This is a genomic window from Janthinobacterium sp. GW458P (genome assembly GCF_002127585.1).
GTDB lineage: Bacteria > Pseudomonadota > Gammaproteobacteria > Burkholderiales > Burkholderiaceae_D > Janthinobacterium.
The window spans coordinates 85,471-104,072 of the sequence record NZ_NEGZ01000011.1; the positions used below are offsets into that span (position 1 = coordinate 85,471).

Genomic DNA, 18,602 nt, shown 5'->3' on the forward strand with positions numbered 1-18,602 from the left:
GCAGCGGCAGGAAAAAACACCAGCAGCGCTGGCGCCACGCTTGATCTGGCTCAGCCCTTTGTGGCTTGTACTTCCGTCTGCACGACAGCCTGGGCCTTGACGTCGGCCGTCGCTTCCTCGTTGCTTTCCGAACCCTTGCTGATGCTTTCGCCATCGTCGCGGCGCAGGGTCCAGAAGGTCAGCGAGGACAGCACGGTCAAAGCGGCCAGCGTGAGGAAAGCGTGGTGCAGCGCCGTGCTCAGCATGGCGCGGTCCGATTGCGGCATGTCGCCCAGGTACCAGCCCGTGATCAGCGAGCCGAAGGCCAGGCCAAAACTCATCGACAGTTGCTGCATGGAACTGGCGATGGTGCTGGCCATGCTGGAATCGCTATTGTCGACGTCGGCATACGCGATGGTGTTCATGCTGGAAAACTGCAGCGAATTGAAAAAGCCCAGGCACAGGCTGATGGCGACGATCATGTATAGGGGCGTGCCCACGCCCACCAGCGAAAACATGGCGATGGTGATGCCGATGAGCACTGTGTTGACGATCAGCACCTGGCGATAGCCGAAGCGGGCCAGCACGCGCGCGGAAATGAATTTCATGCCCATGGCGGCCGCTGCCGACGGCATCATCAGCAAGCCCGACTGCCAGGCGGGCAAGCCCAGGCCCAGCTGGTACAGCAGCGGCAGCAGGAAGGGCAGGCCGCCCACGCCCAGGCGCGTGACGAAGCCGCCCACCACCGAGACGCGGAAGGTGCGGATCTTGAACAGGGTCAGGCGCAGCAGCGGGTGCAGCACTTCGCTCGAATGCCAGGCATACGCGGCCAGCAGGCTGATGGAGATGAACAGCAGCACGGCGGCCGAGGTGGGGTCGATCTTGTGCTCGCCGAATATTTCCAGCAGCCAAGACAGCAAGGCGATGCCCGTGCCGAACAGCACCAGGCCGATCAGGTCCAGCGGGCGCGGCTTGTCGCCGTAGTAGTCGGGCATGTAGCGGTGCGCCAGGTACAGCGCCGCCAGGCCCACGGGTACGTTGACGAAGAAAATCTCGCGCCACGACAGCCAGTGCACGATCAATCCACCCACGGTGGGGCCCAGCAGGGGGCCGATCAGGGCGGGGATGATGACGAAATTCATGGCCGCCAGCAATTGTGACTTGGGAAAGGTGCGGATGATGGTCAGCCTGCCCACCGGCATCATCATGGCCGCGCCCACGCCCTGCAGCAGCCGCGCCGCCACCAGCATCGGCGAATTGACGGACAGGCCGCACAGGATGGAGGCAATGGTGAAGATGGCAACAGCGGCGGAAAACACGCGCCGCGTGCCGAAGCGGTCGGCCATCCAGCCGCTGATGGGAATGCACACGGCCAGGCTCAGGATATAGCTGGTGACGACGGCTTTCAGGCTCAGCGGCGTCACGTGCAGGCTGGCAGCCATGGCGGGAATGGCGGTGTTGACAATGGTGGAGTCGAGTTGCTCCATGAACAGGGCGGTGGCGACCACCCAGGGAAGGTAGCTTTTAATCGGGGAACTGGTCATGGATGCGAGCCTGGGGAGGAGAAACGGAGCCGACAGTGCGGTGGATTGTCACATAAATGGCGCTGGCGTGCCGCCCGCGCTGTCCATTTCGCCCTCGTATCGACGGAATAGTCCATGGAACATTTGTTCTATGGCAATAGATCCCAGGCACGGCTAGCATGTGTTTCCTGACATCTCCGGTCTCTTCCTTCCTGAAAAGTTACCTCAAATGAAAAATGTACTTACGTTTCTTGTCCTGGGCGCGGCCCTGTCCGCATGTGGCGGCGGCAGCGGTGGCGGCGCGCCTGAGACACCGGCGACGCCGCCGGTCGTGGTGACGCCACCCGTTACCCCCGCTGACAGCGTGACGCTGGCGTCGGAAGCCGTGGCCAAAGAGGCCGGCCTGAACGTCATTGCCGGCGCCGGCGCCGATGAAAGCGTCTATGACGTGGCTGCCGATATCGGCGACACCTGGCGCATCACGTTTGACCGCGTCAAGAAAACCTATGCCATCCGTGTCCTGTCGACGCAGTTCGGCTTGAGCGACCGCAGCGGTACGTTCAGCGCTACCACCGCCGGCAATCTCACCACCTACACGGCAACGGATTTCAGCGTCACCGTCGATGCGCGCACGCGTCTTCTGTCGGGCAATATCAAGCTGGGTAACATGGCGTCGACCGTCAGCGGCACCGGCTACACGGTGGGCGATGTCGCCCGGCTGGCCGGCAGCTATATTTTCCTGGGCGCCATGCGCAACGCATCGAATGGCGCTGACCGTTTCAATCCGAAAGGCAGTTTCAGGATCGCTGCCGACGGAGCGGCCCGACTGTGCAATGGCGGTGTTTTCGATGCCCAGGGCGTCTGCTCGGCCGTGCCGGGCTTGCCGCCGCCGGAAGGCGCGGATTTGACGCTGGTCAAGGATGCGAAGAACGGCTTGCTTGTCGCCCGCCAGGGCGGCCAGGACTTCGGCATCGTGCACGTGCATGCGGGGGACCGGGGGCTGGCGCTGTTCATCGACCGCTATAGCCGGAACCAGGAAAATGTCCTGCGCGTGGGTACCATCGTGGCGGCCAAGCAACAGAAGATTGGCACAGAAATCAATGGCAGCTATGCGTGCGCGGAGCAGGGCGGCACGACGGGCAAGATCGATATCGCCGGCAATGTGGCGACCATCACGAACAATGCCAGCGGCAAGGTACACGGGGAAAACGTGAGCTTGAACAAGCTGGGCACGGGGTCCCAGGCCGTCGAATTCGACGGCGTCGCCGTATTCAAGGACCCGGCCGACGCGCTGGCCGATTACGCGATGTTCATGCCCGTCTCGTCGAGCATGGCGGTGCAGTTCTCGACCGACCGCTCCTTCCTGACGAGCTGCCTGAAAAAGTAAAGCCTAGCGCGGGAGTGCGTCGAGCGCCGCCAGCAGCGGAAGCGTCGCGTCGGCGATGCGCTCCAGGCTGGCCTCGCGCAGGGCGGCGGTGTCCACCGTGTGCACCGAGTCCAGCCCGGCCCAGCGCAGCAGCGCCGAACACGCGGCGGGCGTGTCGAACATGCCGTGCAAATAGCTGCCCAGGATTTGCCCGTCACCCGATACGGCGCCTTCCGGCCGGCCGTCGATGACGAAGGCCGGCTGCCGCAATGCGGTGCCATGCGACACGCCCATGTGGATTTCATAGCCGGCCACGGGCGCGTCTGCCGCGCCGGCAAATGCGCAATGGCCGCTCACCTGTTGCAGGCGTTTGTCCGTCGTCAGATCCGTCAGCATATCGAGCAGGCCCAGTGCCTTTGACTCTCCCGCCGCGCCTTCCACGCCCAGCGGATCGCGCACGCTTTGCCCCAGCATCTGGAAGCCGCCGCAGATGCCGAGCACCTTGCCGCCGTAGCGCAGGTGCTTGGCCAGGTAGGCGGGCCAGCCCTGCTGCTGCAGCCAGGCCAGGTCGCCGCGCGTGTTCTTGCTGCCGGGCAGGATCACCAGGTCGGCAGGGGGAATCGGTTGCCCTTGCTGGATGAATTGCAGGTCGATGCCAGGGTGGGCGCGCAGGGCGTCCACATCCGTGTGGTTGCTGATGCGCGGCAGTTGCGGCACCACCACCTTGAAGGCGCCCCGTTCGGTCTGCATGGCTTCGACCGCATCTTCCGCATCGAGGAACAGGCCTTGCAGATAGGGCAGCACGGCCAGCACGGGCTTGCCCGTCTGCTGTTCCAGCCACTCGATGCCGGGCGCAAGCAGCGAGATGTCGCCGCGGAAGCGGTTGATGACGAAGCCGATGATGCGCGCGCGCTCGCTGTCGGACAGGCAGGCCAGGGTGCCGATGATGTGGGCGAAGACGCCGCCCCGGTCGATGTCGGCGACGAGGATCACGGGGCAGTCGACGGCTTCGGCAAAGCCCATGTTGGCGATGTCGCGCGCGCGCAGGTTGACTTCGGCGGGGCTGCCCGCGCCTTCGACGACGACGGCGTCGTACTGCTGGCGCAGGCGCGCATACGACTCCAGCACGGCGCCCATGGCGATGGTTTTATACTGTTGGTAATCGCGCGCATCCATTTCGGCGCGCACCTTGCCGTGGATGATTACCTGCGCACCCGTGTTCGAGGACGGTTTTAGTAGTACCGGATTCATGTCCGTGTGCGGCGCAATGCCGCAGGCCAGCGCCTGCAGCGCCTGGGCGCGGCCGATCTCGCCGCCGTCCGCTGTCACGGCGCTGTTCAAGGCCATGTTTTGCGGCTTGAACGGCGCCACCGTCACGCCACGGCGCTTCAACAACCGGCACAGGGCTGCCACGACGGTGCTCTTGCCCGCGTCGGACGTCGTGCCCTGTACCATCAGGGCGGGGAAGGGAAGCTTCATGCCTGCTGCTCCTGCAGATGTTGCCAGCGCGCGATGATGTCGCTGATCTGGCGCAGCCCTTCGGTAATCGCCGCCGGGCCGGGCGACAGGATGTCGGGCGACTTGATCTCGAACAGCATGTCATTGCGTACGGCGGGAATCGCATCCCAGCCCGGGCGCGCCGCCAGTTGCGCCGGCTGGAACTTCTTGCCGCACCAGCTGGCGAGGATGATGTCGGGCGCGCGCCGCACCACCTCCCGCGGCTCGGCGATGATGCGTTCCTTTGCGCCCGGCTGCACGGACAATTCCGGGAAGGCGTCCGCGCCGCCGGCGATGACGATCAATTCCGCTGCCCAGCCGATGCCGCTCATCAGGGGATCATTCCACTCTTCAAAGTAAATCAAGGGCTTGCGCGTCCAGGCTGCGGCGCGGGCGCGGGCGGCGGCGATGTCGGCGCGCAGGCTGGCGACGAGCTCGCGGCCTGCCTCCTCGCGCTGGACCAGCGCGGCCAGCACGGCGATCATGCGCAGGATGCCGTCCACCGTGCGCTGGTTAAACTGGTGCACTTCGATGCCGGCCTTGACCAGGTCGCGGCAAATGTCCGCCTGCATGTCGCAAAAACCGATCACCAGGTCAGGCCGGACGGCCAGGATGCGCTCCAGATTTGACGAGGAAAAACCGCTGATCCTGGTTTTTTCCTCGCGTGCGCGGGCCGGGCGCACGGTAAAGCCCGAGATGCCCGCGATGACGTCTTGGGCGCCCAGCGCGTACAGCGTTTCCACGGCCTCCGTCGACAGGCAGGCGATGCGCTGGTAGTGACTCGCTGCGTGGCTCATTGCGCGCCCTTGGCTGCGGGAGCGGTACGGCGCTGGCGGGCCGCTTCCAGCTGCTCGCACATGGCGGCCGTGCCTTCGATCATGCGCGGACCGGCGCGGTTCAGCAGGTCGCCATTGAGGCGCAGCAGATTATTCCTGCGTACGGCCGTCATCGACGGGAAGGCGCGCCACATGGCCAGGCCGCCCTCGCTGCGCGGGTCGCTCTTTTCGCTGGTGCCGAAAATGACTTCCGGGTCTTCCTGCAGCACGCCTTCCGGCGTGACGACGGGCGCCACCACCTTCATCGCGGCAAACACATTCTGGCCGCCGCAGACGCGCATGGAGTCGCTGATGATGCTCGCGCCGCTCAGCGTATACAAAGGTTTGTCCCACACCTGGTAAAACACGCGCACGGGCGGACGCTGCGCATATTGCGCCGTCAGGCTGGCCAGTTTGGCGCGCAGTTGGGCGGCGGCCGGTTTGGCGATTTTTTCCGTTCCCATCAGCTGGCCCAGGCGCTCCATGCTGTCGGGAATGTCGGCCAGCTTGCGCGGTTCGCTGTGATAAATCGGCACCTTCAGCTGGCGCAGCATGGCGATCTGGCGCTCGGCGCTGCCGTGCATCCATACGACGATCAGGTCCGGCTTCATGGCGATGATGCGCTCCATGTCGTACTGGCGGTTGTCGCCCACCTGCGGCAGTTTCTTGGCCGCTTCCGGGTAGTCGCTATAGCTGACGACGCCGGCGATTTTCTCGCCGCCGCCAGCGGCGAACAGCAGTTCCGTGACGTGCGGCGCCAGTGCCAGTATGCGCTGGGCCGGCTTGGCCATGGTGATGGTATTGCCGTCGTCGTCGCGCACGGTGATGGCGGCATGCGCCTGCAGCGAGACCAGTCCGGCCAGCAGTAGCGATATTTTCAGGATTTTCATGTGTGCTTCCATGTAGTGAGGGCCTGCTGCAGGCGCAGCCAGGCGTGTTCGTCGGGGGGCAGGCCCAGGCGGGTGCCGTGGGCGGCGTGGCGGAACAGGCGCACCCAGATGCCAGATTCCGCCATGTGGCGCCAGAGCGCCTCGGCGCGTGCTTCCGGCCACCACTGGAACAGCGCCGTGCCGCTGCTGGCAATGCCGTGCGCGGCCAGCAGCTGGCGCAGGCGGGCGCCTTCGCCGCGCAGGCGCTCGCGCATGGCGTCCTGCCAGTGCGTGTCCGTCAGGGCCGCCAGCGCTACCTGCTGCGCCGGGCCGCTGACGTTCCACGGTCCCAGCATGTCGGCCAGCTGTGCCAGCAGCGCGGGATGGGCGGCGACAAAGCCCAGGCGCAGACCCGCCAGGCCAAAGAATTTACCCACCGAGCGCAGCACGATCAGACCCGGCTGGCCCGAGTGCGGCCCCAGGCTGACTGGCGCTTCCGTATCGCCAAACGCTTCATCGACCACCAGCCAGCCGCCGCGCGCGGCCAGCTGGCCCGCCCATGCCAGCAGCAGTTCGGGGGCGATGCGCTCGCCCGTGGGATTGTTCGGATTGCAGACGACCATCACGTCGCAGCTGTCCGCGGCCTCGGCCAGCTGCGCATATGGTACTTGCCGCAATTGGTGGCCGTGCTGGCCCCAGTGGTGTGCGTGTTCCGCGTAGGACGGTGCGGCCACCACCACGCGCGATGGCGCGCGCAGCCGGGGCAGGGCCTGGATGGCGGCCTGTGTGCCTGCGACGGGCAGCATGGCAGGCGCGTCGTAGTACGCGCAGGCGGCAGCCGCCAGCGCGGGATCGGCTTCCGGCAGCCGGTGCCAGGCGTTGGCGTCGGGTGCTGGCGCTGCATACCAGTGCGGATTGATGCCGGTCGACAGGTCGATCCAGTCTTCCAGGGGCCGGCCATACGCGCGCGCGGCGTCGCGCAGGTTGCCGCCATGTTCAAGCAAGGTATTTTCCCCTCAAGTAGTACAGCCCGGCCAGCAGGGCCACCAAGATCAGCCACAGCACTGCCGTCTCGGCCACCAGGCGCCAGGCGCGGTCGATGTCGCGCGCTTCGGCGGGACGGCCGGCGCCCAGCGGCGGGCGGCGTTCCAGCTCGCCGTCATAGATGGCGTCGCCACCAAGAGCCAGGCCCAGGGCGCCGGCGCCGCTGGCCATCACGGGACCCGCATTCGGGCTGCCCCAGGCGGGGGCCTGGCTGCGCCAGCAGTGCCATGCGCGCTTCTTGTCCGCCATGCTCTTGCCCAGCAAGACATACGACAGGGCCGTCAGGCGCGCCGGCAGGTAATTGAGGATGTCGTCGATGCGCGCGGCGCAGCAGCCGAACCAGTCGTAGCGCGCATTGCGGTAGCCCCACATGGCATCGAGGGTATTGGCCAGCCTGAAGAGCACGGCGCCGGGGCCGCCCGCCACGGCAAACCAGAACAGGGTGCCGAAGACGGCGTCGTTGCCGTTTTCCAGCAGGGATTCCGTGCTGGCCTTGGCCAGGCTGGCCGCATCGGCGTTGGCCGTGTCGCGGCTGACGATGCGCGCCGTCAGCAGGCGCGCGTTGTCCAGGTCGTCGATGGCCAGGGCATCGGCGATCGGCTGGTTGTGGTCACGCAGGCTGCGCAGGCCCAGGCACAGATACAGCAAAAAAACGTGCAGCGCCGCACCCGAGAGGCCGCACAGCCAGCAGGCAGCATAGCTGATGGGCAGCACGGCCAGCGTCCATGCCAGCGCGCCGCGCAGAAAACGCCCACGGCCCCGGTTCAACCGGCGCTCCAGCGCGCTGGCGAGGCGGCCAAAACCCACCAGCGGATGCCAGCGGCGCGTTTCTCCCAGCAGCATGTCGAGCAGCACGCCGGCCGTCATCAGGGCGGCCAGCATGGGCAGCGACAGGCCGCTCAGCATGGGCCGCCTTTCAGGTGCAGGGGCAGGCCGGCGGCGATAAAGACAACCTTGTCGCACACGGCCGCCACGGCCTGGTTCAAGCGGCCCGCTTCATCGGTGAAGCAGCGCGAGATGGCGCCGTAGGGCACGATGCCCATGCCCACTTCGTTCGAGACGAGCACAAGGTTGCAGCCGGTGTCTTCGATTTCGGCCAGCGCGTACAGCAGATGCGCGCGCTCGCTGTGGAACAGCTCCGGCAGGACGATGTCGCCCACGTCCGGATATGTCTCGCCGCTGGAAAACATCAGATTCGTCAGCCACAGGGTCAGGCAGTCGACCAGCAGCAGGCGGCCGGGCCGTGCCTGCCGAAGGATGGCGTCGCCCAGCCGCAGCGGCTCTTCCACAGTGACCCATTCTGCCGGTCGCTGCGCCCGGTGATGCGTGATGCGCGCGGCCATCTCGCCGTCGCCCGCCTGCGCGGTGGCGATGTAGATCACCTCCTTGCCGGACTCGCGGGCCAGCTTTTCCGCATGGGCGCTCTTGCCGGAACGGGCGCCGCCGAAGACCAGGGTGCGCGTCATGGCGCTGTTACCACTCGGTGCCGATTTGTGCGCCGATGCCGGCCGCGTACGCATGCTTGACGACGGCCATCTCGGTGACGGTGTCGGCGATCGCGATCAGTTCGTCGGGCGCGCCACGGCCCGTGATGACCACGTGCTGCATGGCCGGGCGCTCCAGCAGGTCGGCGATGACCTTGTGCACGTCGAGGTAGTTGTACTTGAGGGCGATATTGAGTTCGTCGAACAGCACCAGACCGTAGCTTGGGTCGGCCAGGAAGGTCTTCGCCTGCTCCCATGCCAGTTCGGCTTTCTCGATGTCGCGCTCGCGGTTTTGCGTTTCCCAGGTATAGCCTTCGCCCATCGCATGAAAACTGATTTCATCGGGGAAGCGGCGCAGGAACTTTTCTTCACCGGTCGACATGGCGCCCTTGATGAACTGCACCACGCCCACTTTCATGCCGTGGCCCATGGCGCGGATGGCCATGCCGAAGCCGCTCGAACTCTTGCCTTTGCCATTGCCCGTGTTGACGATGATGATGCCGATTTCCTTGTCCGCCTTGGCGATGGCTGCATCGATGATGGCCTTCTTTCTCTCCATGCGCACGCGGTGGCGCTCGTTTATAGCTGCGGTATTGGCTGCGGTTTCCGCGTCGACGTGTTTGCTATCGCTCATGTTTGATCCTCTTTCGGTATGAATATCTTGCGTTTGCCGTGTTCGATGATTTCGATCGGGTGGCCAAGGTAGTGGCTCAGGAGCGATGCCTGCATCACATCGGCCACGGGGCCGGCGAGCGAGCCGCCATCACCCATCAGCAGCAGTGCGTGGGTCGAGACGCTGTGCGCCAGGTTCAGGTCGTGCCCCACCATGACGACGGTTTTGTTCTGTTCGCGGCATAGTCTCGCCAGCAAGCCCATGACGCTGACCTGGTGCGCCAGGTCCAGCGCGTTGGCCGGCTCGTCCAGCAGCAGCAGGGGCGTATCCTGCGCCAGCATGGCGGCGATCGCCACGCGCTGCCGTTCGCCGCCCGACAGGCTGCGCACGTCGCGTTCGGCCAGGTGTTCCACTTCCATCGATGCCAGCGCCGCCAGGGAGATGCGCTGGTCGTCGCTGCCCTCCCAGTAATGATTGTCGTGGTATGGATGGCGCGCCGACAGCACCGTTTCGATGACGCGGTACGAGAACGCATCATGGCGCGCCTGAGCCAGGAACGCCCGCTCACGTGCCAGGTCGGCCAGAGGCCAGTCCATCAAGGCGCGGCCCTGTATCGTCACGTGGCCGGCATCCGGTTCGCGCAGGCCAGCCAGGGTACGCAGCAAGGTGCTCTTGCCGGCGCCATTGCGGCCGATGACGCTCCAGCATTCTCCCGCCTGGATGCGCCAGTTGAGGTTATCCACGAGGCAGCGCGCGCCTGCTTTCAGGCCAAGTTGGTAGGTGCGTATCATATTGATTTCATGTGCGGCGCAGCCGGTGCAGCTGGTACAGGAAGACGGGCGCGCCTATCATGGCCGTGACGACGCCCACTGGCAGCTGCAACGGCGCCAGCACGGTGCGCGCCAGCGTGTCTGCCAGTACGAGGAAGGTGCCGCCTGCCAGCGCGGCGGCGGGAATCAACAGGCGATGATCGGGGCCGCAGGCAAAGCGCAGCGCGTGCGGCACGATCAGACCGACAAAGCCCACGCTGCCGGCGCTGGTGACGGCGCTGGCCGTGAGCAGGCCGGAACAGAAGAACAGGCCCTTGCGCAACGCGCCCACGCGCACGCCCAGCGTGCTGGCCGCTTCCGCATGCAGGGCCATGACGTTGAGCGAGCGGGCGCTGCGCAAGGCGAAGACCAGGGCGCCGGCCAGTACCAGCCAGGGCATCAGGCGCGCGGGGGCGCCGGCCAGGTCGCCGATCATCCAGAAGACCATGCTGCGCAAGCGGCTTTCGGGCGCGATCGACAGCATCAGGGTGACGATGGCCATGCAGGCCGAGGCCAGAATGACGCCCGTCAGCAGCAACAGCGAGGCGCCGCCTTCAGCCGCCGCGCCGCCGCGCAGGTCGCGCCGGGCAAACAGGTACAGCAGCATGGACACGCCGACGGCGCCGGCAAAGGCGGCAGCGTCGACCACCCATAGCGCGCACATGAACAGCAGCGCGGCCAGCGCGCCGACGGAGGCGCCGGCGGAAATGCCCAGTACGTACGGGTCGGCCAGGGGATTGCGCAGCAGCGCCTGCATCATGACGCCGGCCAGCGACAGCGCCGCGCCCGTGACAAAGGCGGTCAGCGCGCGACCCAGGCGCAGGTCGAGCAGGGTGGCGGCGATGTTGTCGGTCTTGCCTTGCACCAGATGGAGCAGGGCGGAAGGCAGGTCGGCGAGCGGAATCGCGATCGAACCGATCATGCCGGAGAAAATCAGGCTGGCAATCGCGCACACGACCAGCACGGTGATGATCACCGTGGCGCGGTGGCGCATATTGCGGAAAAATGGGTGCATGTACTGCCTTAAAATCGGGAACCGCATCTGCGGGCGATGGCGGCATGCCATCGCCCGCAGCTTACATCATTACTATCTGCTTATTTCGAGCCGTAACGCAGGCCGACGAAGAAGTTGGAGCCGGCGGTATTGTAGTTACGGGCCAGTTCATACTTCTTGTCAGTGATATTGTTCCAGCGCGCCAGCACCGACCAGTCCTGCGCCACTTGATAGGTGGCGAACAGGTTGACCAGGCCATAACCGCCAAGGCTGGTCGTGTTGGCAGGATTTTCAAAACGCTTGCCCGACAATTGCCATTCGGCGCCCGTGTTCAGTTGACCGATGCTGTAGTCAGCCGCAAAGTTGGCATGACGCTTGGCGCGGCGCACCAGCGATTTGTCCAGGGTTTGATCACGCGGATCTTGCAGGTCGATATTGCCGCTGAAGCCGAAGTCGCCAAACTTGCGGCGGCCGGTCAAGGTGATGCCTTCCAGCAATGCCTTGTTGACGTTGTAGGCGCAGCCGAACGGATGCGTGGCCACTTCAACCGGGCAGGTGTCCGCATAGATCAGCAAATCGGTCACGCGATTGTGATAGTACACGGCGCTCAGCTGTGTCTTGCCATCGTCATAGCGCAGGCCGACTTCAGCGTTGCGGCCTTTTTCGGGACGGTTGCTGGCGATGCCGTAACCTGGGTAATACAGTTCATTGTAGGTAGGCTGGCGGAAGCTGGTGCCGTAGCTGGCGGTGGCGCGCAAGGCATTATTGATCTGGTAGCCGTAACCAAGGCTGCCTGTGTTGGTCGAGCCGGTTTCCGACATCTTGTCACGGCGCAGGCTTGCGCTGAGCAGGTGCTGGTCGCGCTTCATGGTGTAGGACGCTGCCAGCGACTTGGTGTCGCGCGCACGATTCAAGATTGGCTTGGCGCTGGAGACAACTTCTTCCTTGCGGTAGCTGGCCAGCAACTGCAGCGTATCGGCGCCGATAGTAATATCATTTTGCCAATCGAAAGTCGATTGCTTGGTTTCCAGATGGCTTTTGCCGGCTGCGCCCGCAGCGGTGTCCTCGTTGGCCTTGTCGCGTGCTTCGGCAACTTGTACCTTGCTGTGCCAGCCTTGAACGAATTCGTTGTTCATGAATACGCCGATGTTTTCCAGCTTTTGATTGCTGCGCGTATCATAGCCAGGGCCGTTGTCGTACTGGGCCTCAAGCTTGCTGTTCATGAATGCCAGGCCCAAGTCATGTCCCTTGGCCAACTGGAAGCCAACCTGGCCAGTGACGCTCTTCTTGTCGTAGCCGTCTTTGTCTGCGTTGTAAGAGAAATTGCCTGGTTTGGTGGCCGAAAAACCGTCGCTTTTTTCCTTGCTGACGTTCAACGAGTAGCTCAGGCTGTTGTAGCCACCGGTTGCTCCCGAAACGCTGGCATCATATTGGCGCGTGGCATCGCTGCCAAAGCCGACCGATGCGCCAACCACTGGCGCGCCGCTGCCTTTTTTGGTGAAAATCTGGATGACGCCACCGATGGCATCGGCGCCGTACAGGGTGCTCAATGGACCGTAGACGATCTCGATGCGGTCGATATTTGCCAGTGGAACCGGGCTCCAGTTGGCGGTGCCCAGGGTCGAGGAACCGATGCGGACGCCGTCCACGAGAACGATATTCTGGGTGCTGTTTGCGCCACGGATGTACACCGATGCCGCTGTGCCTGCACCGCCATTGCGGACGACTTCGATGCCACGTTGTTTTTGCAGCAACTCGGTAACCGATCCCGCACCCGAACGCGCGATCTCTTCGCTGGTGATGATGGCCGTATTGGCCAGCAATTCGCTGGTTTTTTGCGGTGTGCGGGTTGCGGTAACGATCACCGGATCGAAGGTGTCGGGCGTGGCTTGGGCGAAGGCGGCAGGCGCGGCAATGGCTAGCGCGAGCGACGTGAGCGTCGCGCGGCGGGAAACAGCATGGGTCATGATAATTTTCAGTAAGTAATATGCAACCAGCCGACGTCCCCGTAGGCCAGATTGAACAGAAGTGGGAACTGAGATTGACGATCGAAGACGGCCATGGGCCATTCGGATCGCGAACATCCCCGTTCGCACACTTCCACCTGTCCTGGCCGGTATCCGGGCTGGCAAGTACGGCTATCCCACCTTCCCATGCTCGATGATTGCAAGCACAGTGGTTGTCAGAGATAGCTTGTCGTCCGCTTCCTGTAGAGAGGGGCGACACTTGCTTACCGTTGCGGGGGCAGCACACGTTCGCCGCGAGCGCGGCATCGTGTTTCCCGTTTAACTGCGCTCATGGACATGAGCGCGGGCACCAAAACCCCGCCATTATACGTGCAGCAGGCGGGGACTGAAATGGTCGGCTGGACGATTCGATATCAGAAATCGACGACGACGGTCGCACCATAGGCGATTTTGTGGGCGGAATGGGCGGCCAGCAGGGCTGTTTCCTCCAATGGCAGGCGTGCTTGCAGTGCCGACAACAGGCGGATGGTGCCCGCATGGCAGATGATGAGCACTGTTTCGTGTTGTTCGCGCAACAGATCGCCTAAAAACGCATCGACGCGGGCGGCCATCGCCAGCACATTTTCGCCGCCGCCGGGGCGGTACCAGGCCGGGTCGGCGGCCCAGGCATCGATGTCCGCGCGCGCAATCGCGTGCCAGGGCTGCATTTCCCATGTGCCGAAATCCATTTCGGCCAGCCGGGCATCAAAGTGTAGTTCGCTCGCTGGCAGATCCTGCGCCAGGGCCGTCGCCAGGCCGGCGCAGCGGCGCAGCGGACTGGCGTAGAGTGGCACATCGGCCGGCAAGGTCACCTGCAGGCTGGTGCGCACGGCGGCCATTTCGTGCGGCGCCACCGCCACGTCGCTGCGGCCATAGCAGGTGCCGCTGGTTACCTGCGGTGCGGGGTGGCGAACGAGAATCAGGCGCATGGTGTTAATAGAAGAAGCGTGTGGGCGGCTGCAAGCTGGAAAGGATGGCCAGGTAAATCGCCACTTCCGCCACCTGCTGCACGGCGCCCAGGCAGTCGCCCGTGTAGCCTTGCAGGCGGCGCTGGCATTTGCGGCCCAGCCAGAATGCGGCCGCTGCCCCAGCCACGATGGCAAAGGCGAGCGCCGCCCAGTCAAATATCCCCAGCACGCCGCAGGCGATGGCCGGCAGCAGGGCGCAGACGGCGGCGATGATGAATTCTCCCGTCGTCATTTCCTGTGCCATCGGCTTGGATTTTCCTTCATCGCGCGCATAGTCCATGACCCAGATCAGCGAGACGGCGGCCAGACGCGAGAGCGGATGGGCGATGAATAGTGTCGCCACGACGATGTGTGGCGGCAGCGAGGCCAGCGCCGTGCACTTGATGGCCAGCAGGCAGATGATGCCGATGGCGCCATACGCGCCAATGCGCGAGTCCTTCATGATTTCCAGTACCCGCTCGCGCGTCAAGCCGCCGCCGAAGCCATCGCACATGTCGGCGAAACCGTCTTCATGGAAGGCGCCCGTCAGGTAGATGCCGGCGGCGACGGCCAGCAGCACGGCCGCCGCCGAAGGCAGGAGCCAGCTGGCCAGCAGATACACGGCGCCACAGATGGTCGCCACCACCGCGCCCACCAGCGGAAAGTAGCGTGAAGCGTGCTGCAGCCAGGCCGGCTCGAAACCCACCCAGCGGGGGATGGGCAGGCGCGTAAAGAACTGCAGCGCGATGAAGAAGAGGCGGCACTGGTGGACTGCGGCGGAAACGGGGTTGGCCATGGTCAGTGTGACGTGGACTTTTCGCTGACCTGGGCCGAGGCGAAGGTGGCCATCTCGCGCATGAAGTTGACGGCCGCGTGCAGCAGCGGCAAGGCCAGCGCCGACCCCGTGCCTTCACCGAGGCGCAAATCGAGGTGCAGCAGCGGACGCGCTCCCAGGCTGGCCAGCAGCTGGCGATGGCCGTTTTCATCGGAGCAGTGCGAAAACACGCAGTAATCGAGGATGGCCGGCCGCAAGCGCGCCGCCACCAGCAGGGCGCTGCTGACGATGAAACCGTCGATCAGCAGAATCATGCGTCGTTCGGCCGCTTTCAGCATGGCGCCGGCCATCATGGCGATTTCGAAGCCGCCAAACGTGGCCAGCACGTCGAGCGGCTCATGGACTGTCGCGTGATGGGCGACGGCCGCTTCGATCACCTGCTGCTTGTGCAAAATGCCCTCCTTGGACAGGCCGGTGCCGGCTCCCACGCAGTCGGCGACCGGTGTTTGGGTCAGCTTGTGCATCAGGGCGGCGGCGGCGGTAGTGTTGCCGATGCCCATTTCGCCAAAGCCCAGCACATTGCCGTCCAGGGTGGCGGCCAGGTCCATGCCCGCCTGCATGGCGGCCAGGCATTGTTCCCGGCTCATGGCAGGTTCTTGGGCAAAGTTGCGGGTGCCGGGAGCCTGCTTGCGGTCGAGCAAGCCGTCGCGCGGACCGAAATCGTGGTTCACGCCTGCATCTACTATATAGAGGGCGCAATTGTTCTGGCGGGCGAAGACGTTAATGGCGGCGCCGTTGCCGAGGAAGTTTTCCACCATTTGCCAGGTCACACTTTGCGGATAGGCCGAAATACCTTCCGCGACGACGCCATGGTCGGCCGCAAAGACGATAATCGCAGGTTGTTGCAGTGCCAAGTGTGTGCTTTGCTGGATCAGGCCGATCTGCCGGGCCAGGGTTTCCAGTAGTCCGAGGCTGCCCAGCGGCTTGGTCTTGCTATTGATGGCATGTTCGAGGGCGCTGGCCAGGGCGGGATTGGCGGTGGGGGCGATGTGTGGGATAGGCATGGGAGTCAAGGTGAATGCGGCAGGGTATTGTCGGCACTACGATATCACACAGCAATATTTGTCCAGCTGCAAATTAGCCCTTGCGGGGCGTGCGGGGCAGGGCTATAATTCGCCCCCTCGCTGAACGACGCATGCAAATGCTGAGTGAGGTGGGTAAAAAAGAAGGTTGACGGATTTAGCGAAACGCTTCATACTCTTCCTTCTTCGCAGCTGACAAACACAACGCTTTGTCGATAGCGCGAAAGCAGTACCGAATACAGTTCTTTAACAATTAACAGTCGATAAGTGTGGACATTTGATGCAAGTGCAGCGCCGATCTTCGGATTGCCGAAACGCTTCATACTCTTCCTTCTTCGCAGCTGACAAACACAACGCTTTGTCGATAGCGCGAAAGCAGTACCGAATACAGTTCTTTAACAATTAACAGTCGATAAGTGTGGACATTTGATGCAAGTGCAGCGCCGATCTTCGGATTGGCGTCATACTTAAAATATCAAATGTTCACAAGAAATAATGAAATAGGCGCTACGAAAGTAGTGGCCTGTCAGTTTTTTGAGTGAGCAAATCTTTTGCAATGYAAAAGATTTGGATGGTAGTGATACTGTCCGACCTGTCAGAAATGACATTAAACAGAGATTAAACTGAAGAGTTTGATCCTGGCTCAGATTGAACGCTGGCGGCATGCCTTACACATGCAAGTCGAACGGCAGCACGGAGCTTGCTCTGGTGGCGAGTGGCGAACGGGTGAGTAATATATCGGAACGTACCCTGGAGTGGGGGATAACGTAGCGAAAGTTACGCTAATACCGCATACGATCTAMGGATGAAAGTGGGGGATCGCAAGACCTCATGCTCGTGGAGCGGCCGATATCTGATTAGCTAGTTGGTAGGGTAAAAGCCTACCAAGGCATCGATCAGTAGCTGGTCTGAGAGGACGACCAGCCACACTGGAACTGAGACACGGTCCAGACTCCTACGGGAGGCAGCAGTGGGGAATTTTGGACAATGGGCGAAAGCCTGATCCAGCAATGCCGCGTGAGTGAAGAAGGCCTTCGGGTTGTAAAGCTCTTTTGTCAGGGAAGAAACGGTGAGRGCTAATATCYCTTGCTAATGACGGTACCTGAAGAATAAGCACCGGCTAACTACGTGCCAGCAGCCGCGGTAATACGTAGGGTGCAAGCGTTAATCGGAATTACTGGGCGTAAAGCGTGCGCAGGCGGTTTTGTAAGTCTGATGTGAAATCCCCGGGCTCAACCTGGGAATTGCATTGGAGACTGCAAGGCTAGAATCTGGCAGAGGGGGGTAGAATTCCACGTGTAGCAGTGAAATGCGTAGATATGTGGAGGAACACCGATGGCGAAGGCAGCCCCCTGGGTCAAGATTGACGCTCATGCACGAAAGCGTGGGGAGCAAACAGGATTAGATACCCTGGTAGTCCACGCCCTAAACGATGTCTACTAGTTGTCGGGTCTTAATTGACTTGGTAACGCAGCTAACGCGTGAAGTAGACCGCCTGGGGAGTACGGTCGCAAGATTAAAACTCAAAGGAATTGACGGGGACCCGCACAAGCGGTGGATGATGTGGATTAATTCGATGCAACGCGAAAAACCTTACCTACCCTTGACATGGCTGGAATCCCCGAGAGATTGGGGAGTGCTCGAAAGAGAACCAGTACACAGGTGCTGCATGGCTGTCGTCAGCTCGTGTCGTGAGATGTTGGGTTAAGTCCCGCAACGAGCGCAACCCTTGTCATTAGTTGCTACGAAAGGGCACTCTAATGAGACTGCCGGTGACAAACCGGAGGAAGGTGGGGATGACGTCAAGTCCTCATGGCCCTTATGGGTAGGGCTTCACACGTCATACAATGGTACATACAGAGCGCCGCCAACCCGCGAGGGGGAGCTAATCGCAGAAAGTGTATCGTAGTCCGGATTGTAGTCTGCAACTCGACTGCATGAAGTTGGAATCGCTAGTAATCGCGGATCAGCATGTCGCGGTGAATACGTTCCCGGGTCTTGTACACACCGCCCGTCACACCATGGGAGCGGGTTTTACCAGAAGTAGGTAGCTTAACCGYAAGGAGGGCGCTTACCACGGTAGGATTCGTGACTGGGGTGAAGTCGTAACAAGGTAGCCGTATCGGAAGGTGCGGCTGGATCACCTCCTTTCTAGAGTTTGCACGAAYCAGKTAAMTGRTTCACGCATCAAATGTTCACACTTATCGGCTGTTAGTCAAAGAAGAAACAGTAGTCGTAGWAGYWCCGCGTTGGGGCTGTAGCTCAGCTGGTTAGAGCACCGTGTTGATAACGCGGGGGTCGTTGGTTCGAGTCCAACCAGCCCTACCAGCTAATTAGTAAAATCTCAGGGGGATTAGCTCAGCTGGGAGAGCACCTGCTTTGCAAGCAGGGGGTCGTCGGTTCGATCCCGTCATCCTCCACCAAGTACTTTGAAAGTGCAAACGTAAGCCGGTCAGTGACTCAGGTTTAGRTTTGATCTTTTAGCGATCAAAGCTGTTTCGTTCTTTAACAATCTGGAAGAAGTAAAGATTATTTATTGATCGGTTTRCCGTAAMAMRYRAATCGATGGGTAATGATTGTATGTATCAACAAACAAGCAACAACGTTGTACTTTCTTATCCCTGTAGCGCTCTTTGAKKAYTTCGRTMWTCAGAGGCTAACGTTATAGGGACAAGCGAATAAGTGCACATGGTGGATGCCTTGGCGATTACAGGCGATGAAGGACGTAGTAGCTTGCGATAAGCTGCGGGGAGTGAGCAAACACACTTTGATCCGCAGATTTCCGAATGGGGCAACCCA

Annotated in this window: 15 protein-coding genes, 2 tRNA genes, 2 rRNA genes and 1 riboswitch; of the genes, 5 read left to right on the forward strand and 14 right to left on the reverse strand. The window is 62.4% G+C overall.

Annotated elements, in window-relative coordinates; genetic code table 11:
- Positions 1 to 50 precede the first annotated feature (50 nt).
- Positions 51 to 1,523 (reverse strand): DHA2 family efflux MFS transporter permease subunit, encoded by a 1,473-nt coding sequence (locus tag CBW50_RS09680; protein WP_226936235.1) that lies wholly within the window; start codon positions 1,521 to 1,523, stop codon positions 51 to 53.
- 208 nt (positions 1,524 to 1,731) lie between these two features.
- On the opposite strand from CBW50_RS09680, the gene CBW50_RS09685 reads away from it, so the two are divergent.
- On the forward strand, positions 1,732 to 2,889 hold the full coding sequence (locus tag CBW50_RS09685; protein ID WP_086145335.1) for a hypothetical protein: 1,158 nt from the start codon (positions 1,732 to 1,734) through the stop codon (positions 2,887 to 2,889).
- 3 nt (positions 2,890 to 2,892) lie between these two features.
- Here the strand turns inward: CBW50_RS09685 and CBW50_RS09690 are convergent, their stop codons facing one another.
- The 13 genes from CBW50_RS09690 to cobT all read right to left on the reverse strand — a co-directional run bounded on the left by CBW50_RS09690 (position 2,893) and on the right by cobT (position 15,785).
- Positions 2,893 to 4,347, reverse strand: coding sequence for a cobyric acid synthase (locus tag CBW50_RS09690; protein ID WP_086145336.1), 1,455 nt, complete (start codon positions 4,345 to 4,347; stop codon positions 2,893 to 2,895).
- The gene (locus tag CBW50_RS09695) at positions 4,344 to 5,162 is read right to left on the reverse strand and encodes an ABC transporter substrate-binding protein (RefSeq protein WP_086145337.1); all 819 of its coding nucleotides are present in this window, start codon (positions 5,160 to 5,162) and stop codon (positions 4,344 to 4,346) included. The genes CBW50_RS09690 and CBW50_RS09695 overlap by 4 nt, the downstream gene beginning before the upstream one ends.
- Complete coding sequence (locus tag CBW50_RS09700) at positions 5,159 to 6,070, reverse strand: cobalamin-binding protein (protein WP_086145338.1); 912 nt, start codon at positions 6,068 to 6,070, stop codon at positions 5,159 to 5,161. The genes CBW50_RS09695 and CBW50_RS09700 overlap by 4 nt, the downstream gene beginning before the upstream one ends.
- The gene (gene cobD / locus CBW50_RS09705; protein WP_086145339.1) at positions 6,067 to 7,053 is read right to left on the reverse strand and encodes a threonine-phosphate decarboxylase CobD; all 987 of its coding nucleotides are present in this window, start codon (positions 7,051 to 7,053) and stop codon (positions 6,067 to 6,069) included. The genes CBW50_RS09700 and cobD overlap by 4 nt, the downstream gene beginning before the upstream one ends.
- Entirely contained in the window at positions 7,046 to 7,999 is a 954-nt protein-coding gene (gene cbiB / locus CBW50_RS09710; RefSeq protein WP_086145340.1) for an adenosylcobinamide-phosphate synthase CbiB, read from the reverse strand. Before cbiB ends, cobD begins: the two co-directional genes overlap by 8 nt.
- A complete protein-coding gene (cobU, locus tag CBW50_RS09715; RefSeq protein WP_086145341.1) occupies positions 7,993 to 8,559 on the reverse strand; it encodes a bifunctional adenosylcobinamide kinase/adenosylcobinamide-phosphate guanylyltransferase in 567 nt (188 codons plus the stop codon). The genes cbiB and cobU overlap by 7 nt, the downstream gene beginning before the upstream one ends.
- Before the next feature lie 7 nt (positions 8,560 to 8,566).
- Positions 8,567 to 9,211, reverse strand: coding sequence for a cob(I)yrinic acid a,c-diamide adenosyltransferase (gene cobO / locus CBW50_RS09720; protein ID WP_086145342.1), 645 nt, complete (start codon positions 9,209 to 9,211; stop codon positions 8,567 to 8,569).
- Entirely contained in the window at positions 9,208 to 9,981 is a 774-nt protein-coding gene (locus tag CBW50_RS09725) for an ABC transporter ATP-binding protein (RefSeq protein ID WP_086145343.1), read from the reverse strand. Before CBW50_RS09725 ends, cobO begins: the two co-directional genes overlap by 4 nt.
- A gap of 7 nt (positions 9,982 to 9,988) precedes the next feature.
- Positions 9,989 to 11,014: an iron ABC transporter permease gene (locus tag CBW50_RS09730; RefSeq protein WP_086145344.1), complete on the reverse strand. Its 1,026-nt coding sequence runs from the start codon at positions 11,012 to 11,014 to the stop codon at positions 9,989 to 9,991.
- A gap of 80 nt (positions 11,015 to 11,094) precedes the next feature.
- Positions 11,095 to 12,960: a TonB-dependent receptor gene (locus CBW50_RS09735; RefSeq protein WP_086145345.1), complete on the reverse strand. Its 1,866-nt coding sequence runs from the start codon at positions 12,958 to 12,960 to the stop codon at positions 11,095 to 11,097.
- Between the two features lie 126 nt (positions 12,961 to 13,086).
- A riboswitch (cobalamin riboswitch) is annotated at positions 13,087 to 13,329 on the reverse strand.
- Between the two features lie 44 nt (positions 13,330 to 13,373).
- Complete coding sequence (locus tag CBW50_RS09740; RefSeq protein ID WP_086145346.1) at positions 13,374 to 13,928, reverse strand: histidine phosphatase family protein; 555 nt, start codon at positions 13,926 to 13,928, stop codon at positions 13,374 to 13,376.
- Between the two features lie 4 nt (positions 13,929 to 13,932).
- Positions 13,933 to 14,742 carry an adenosylcobinamide-GDP ribazoletransferase gene (locus CBW50_RS09745; RefSeq protein WP_086145347.1) on the reverse strand — a complete coding sequence of 270 codons (810 nt, stop codon included), beginning with the start codon at positions 14,740 to 14,742 and terminating at the stop codon, positions 13,933 to 13,935.
- A gap of 2 nt (positions 14,743 to 14,744) precedes the next feature.
- A complete protein-coding gene (cobT, locus tag CBW50_RS09750) occupies positions 14,745 to 15,785 on the reverse strand; it encodes a nicotinate-nucleotide--dimethylbenzimidazole phosphoribosyltransferase (RefSeq protein ID WP_086145348.1) in 1,041 nt (346 codons plus the stop codon).
- Positions 15,786 to 16,423: 638 nt separating this feature from the next.
- On the opposite strand from cobT, the gene CBW50_RS09755 reads away from it, so the two are divergent.
- The 4 genes from CBW50_RS09755 to CBW50_RS09770 all read left to right on the forward strand — a co-directional run.
- Positions 16,424 to 17,954 (forward strand): 16S ribosomal RNA (locus tag CBW50_RS09755).
- 100 nt (positions 17,955 to 18,054) lie between these two features.
- Positions 18,055 to 18,131, forward strand: a tRNA-Ile gene (locus CBW50_RS09760).
- A gap of 19 nt (positions 18,132 to 18,150) precedes the next feature.
- Positions 18,151 to 18,226, forward strand: a tRNA-Ala gene (locus CBW50_RS09765).
- Positions 18,227 to 18,471: 245 nt separating this feature from the next.
- Positions 18,472 to 18,602: ribosomal RNA gene (locus CBW50_RS09770) — 23S ribosomal RNA — on the forward strand; the annotation flags it as partial.

What these genes read in the sequence shown, in the direction of transcription:
- CBW50_RS09685 (WP_086145335.1), top strand. Translation starts at nt 1,732, where the DNA reads ATGAAAAATGTACTTACGTTTCTTGTCCTGGGCGCGGCCCTGTCCGCA.
- CBW50_RS09700 (WP_086145338.1), bottom strand. Translation starts at nt 6,070, where the DNA reads ATGAAAATCCTGAAAATATCGCTACTGCTGGCCGGACTGGTCTCGCTG.
- CBW50_RS09735 (WP_086145345.1), bottom strand. Translation starts at nt 12,960, where the DNA reads ATGACCCATGCTGTTTCCCGCCGCGCGACGCTCACGTCGCTCGCGCTA.
- cobO (WP_086145342.1), bottom strand. Translation starts at nt 9,211, where the DNA reads ATGAGCGATAGCAAACACGTCGACGCGGAAACCGCAGCCAATACCGCA.
- CBW50_RS09690 (WP_086145336.1), bottom strand. Translation starts at nt 4,347, where the DNA reads ATGAAGCTTCCCTTCCCCGCCCTGATGGTACAGGGCACGACGTCCGAC.
- CBW50_RS09695 (WP_086145337.1), bottom strand. Translation starts at nt 5,162, where the DNA reads ATGAGCCACGCAGCGAGTCACTACCAGCGCATCGCCTGCCTGTCGACG.
- cobU (WP_086145341.1), bottom strand. Translation starts at nt 8,559, where the DNA reads ATGACGCGCACCCTGGTCTTCGGCGGCGCCCGTTCCGGCAAGAGCGCC.
- cobT (WP_086145348.1), bottom strand. Translation starts at nt 15,785, where the DNA reads ATGCCTATCCCACACATCGCCCCCACCGCCAATCCCGCCCTGGCCAGC.
- CBW50_RS09725 (WP_086145343.1), bottom strand. Translation starts at nt 9,981, where the DNA reads ATGATACGCACCTACCAACTTGGCCTGAAAGCAGGCGCGCGCTGCCTC.
- cbiB (WP_086145340.1), bottom strand. Translation starts at nt 7,999, where the DNA reads ATGCTGAGCGGCCTGTCGCTGCCCATGCTGGCCGCCCTGATGACGGCC.
- CBW50_RS09730 (WP_086145344.1), bottom strand. Translation starts at nt 11,014, where the DNA reads ATGCACCCATTTTTCCGCAATATGCGCCACCGCGCCACGGTGATCATC.
- CBW50_RS09680 (WP_226936235.1), bottom strand. Translation starts at nt 1,523, where the DNA reads ATGACCAGTTCCCCGATTAAAAGCTACCTTCCCTGGGTGGTCGCCACC.
- CBW50_RS09740 (WP_086145346.1), bottom strand. Translation starts at nt 13,928, where the DNA reads ATGCGCCTGATTCTCGTTCGCCACCCCGCACCGCAGGTAACCAGCGGC.
- CBW50_RS09745 (WP_086145347.1), bottom strand. Translation starts at nt 14,742, where the DNA reads ATGGCCAACCCCGTTTCCGCCGCAGTCCACCAGTGCCGCCTCTTCTTC.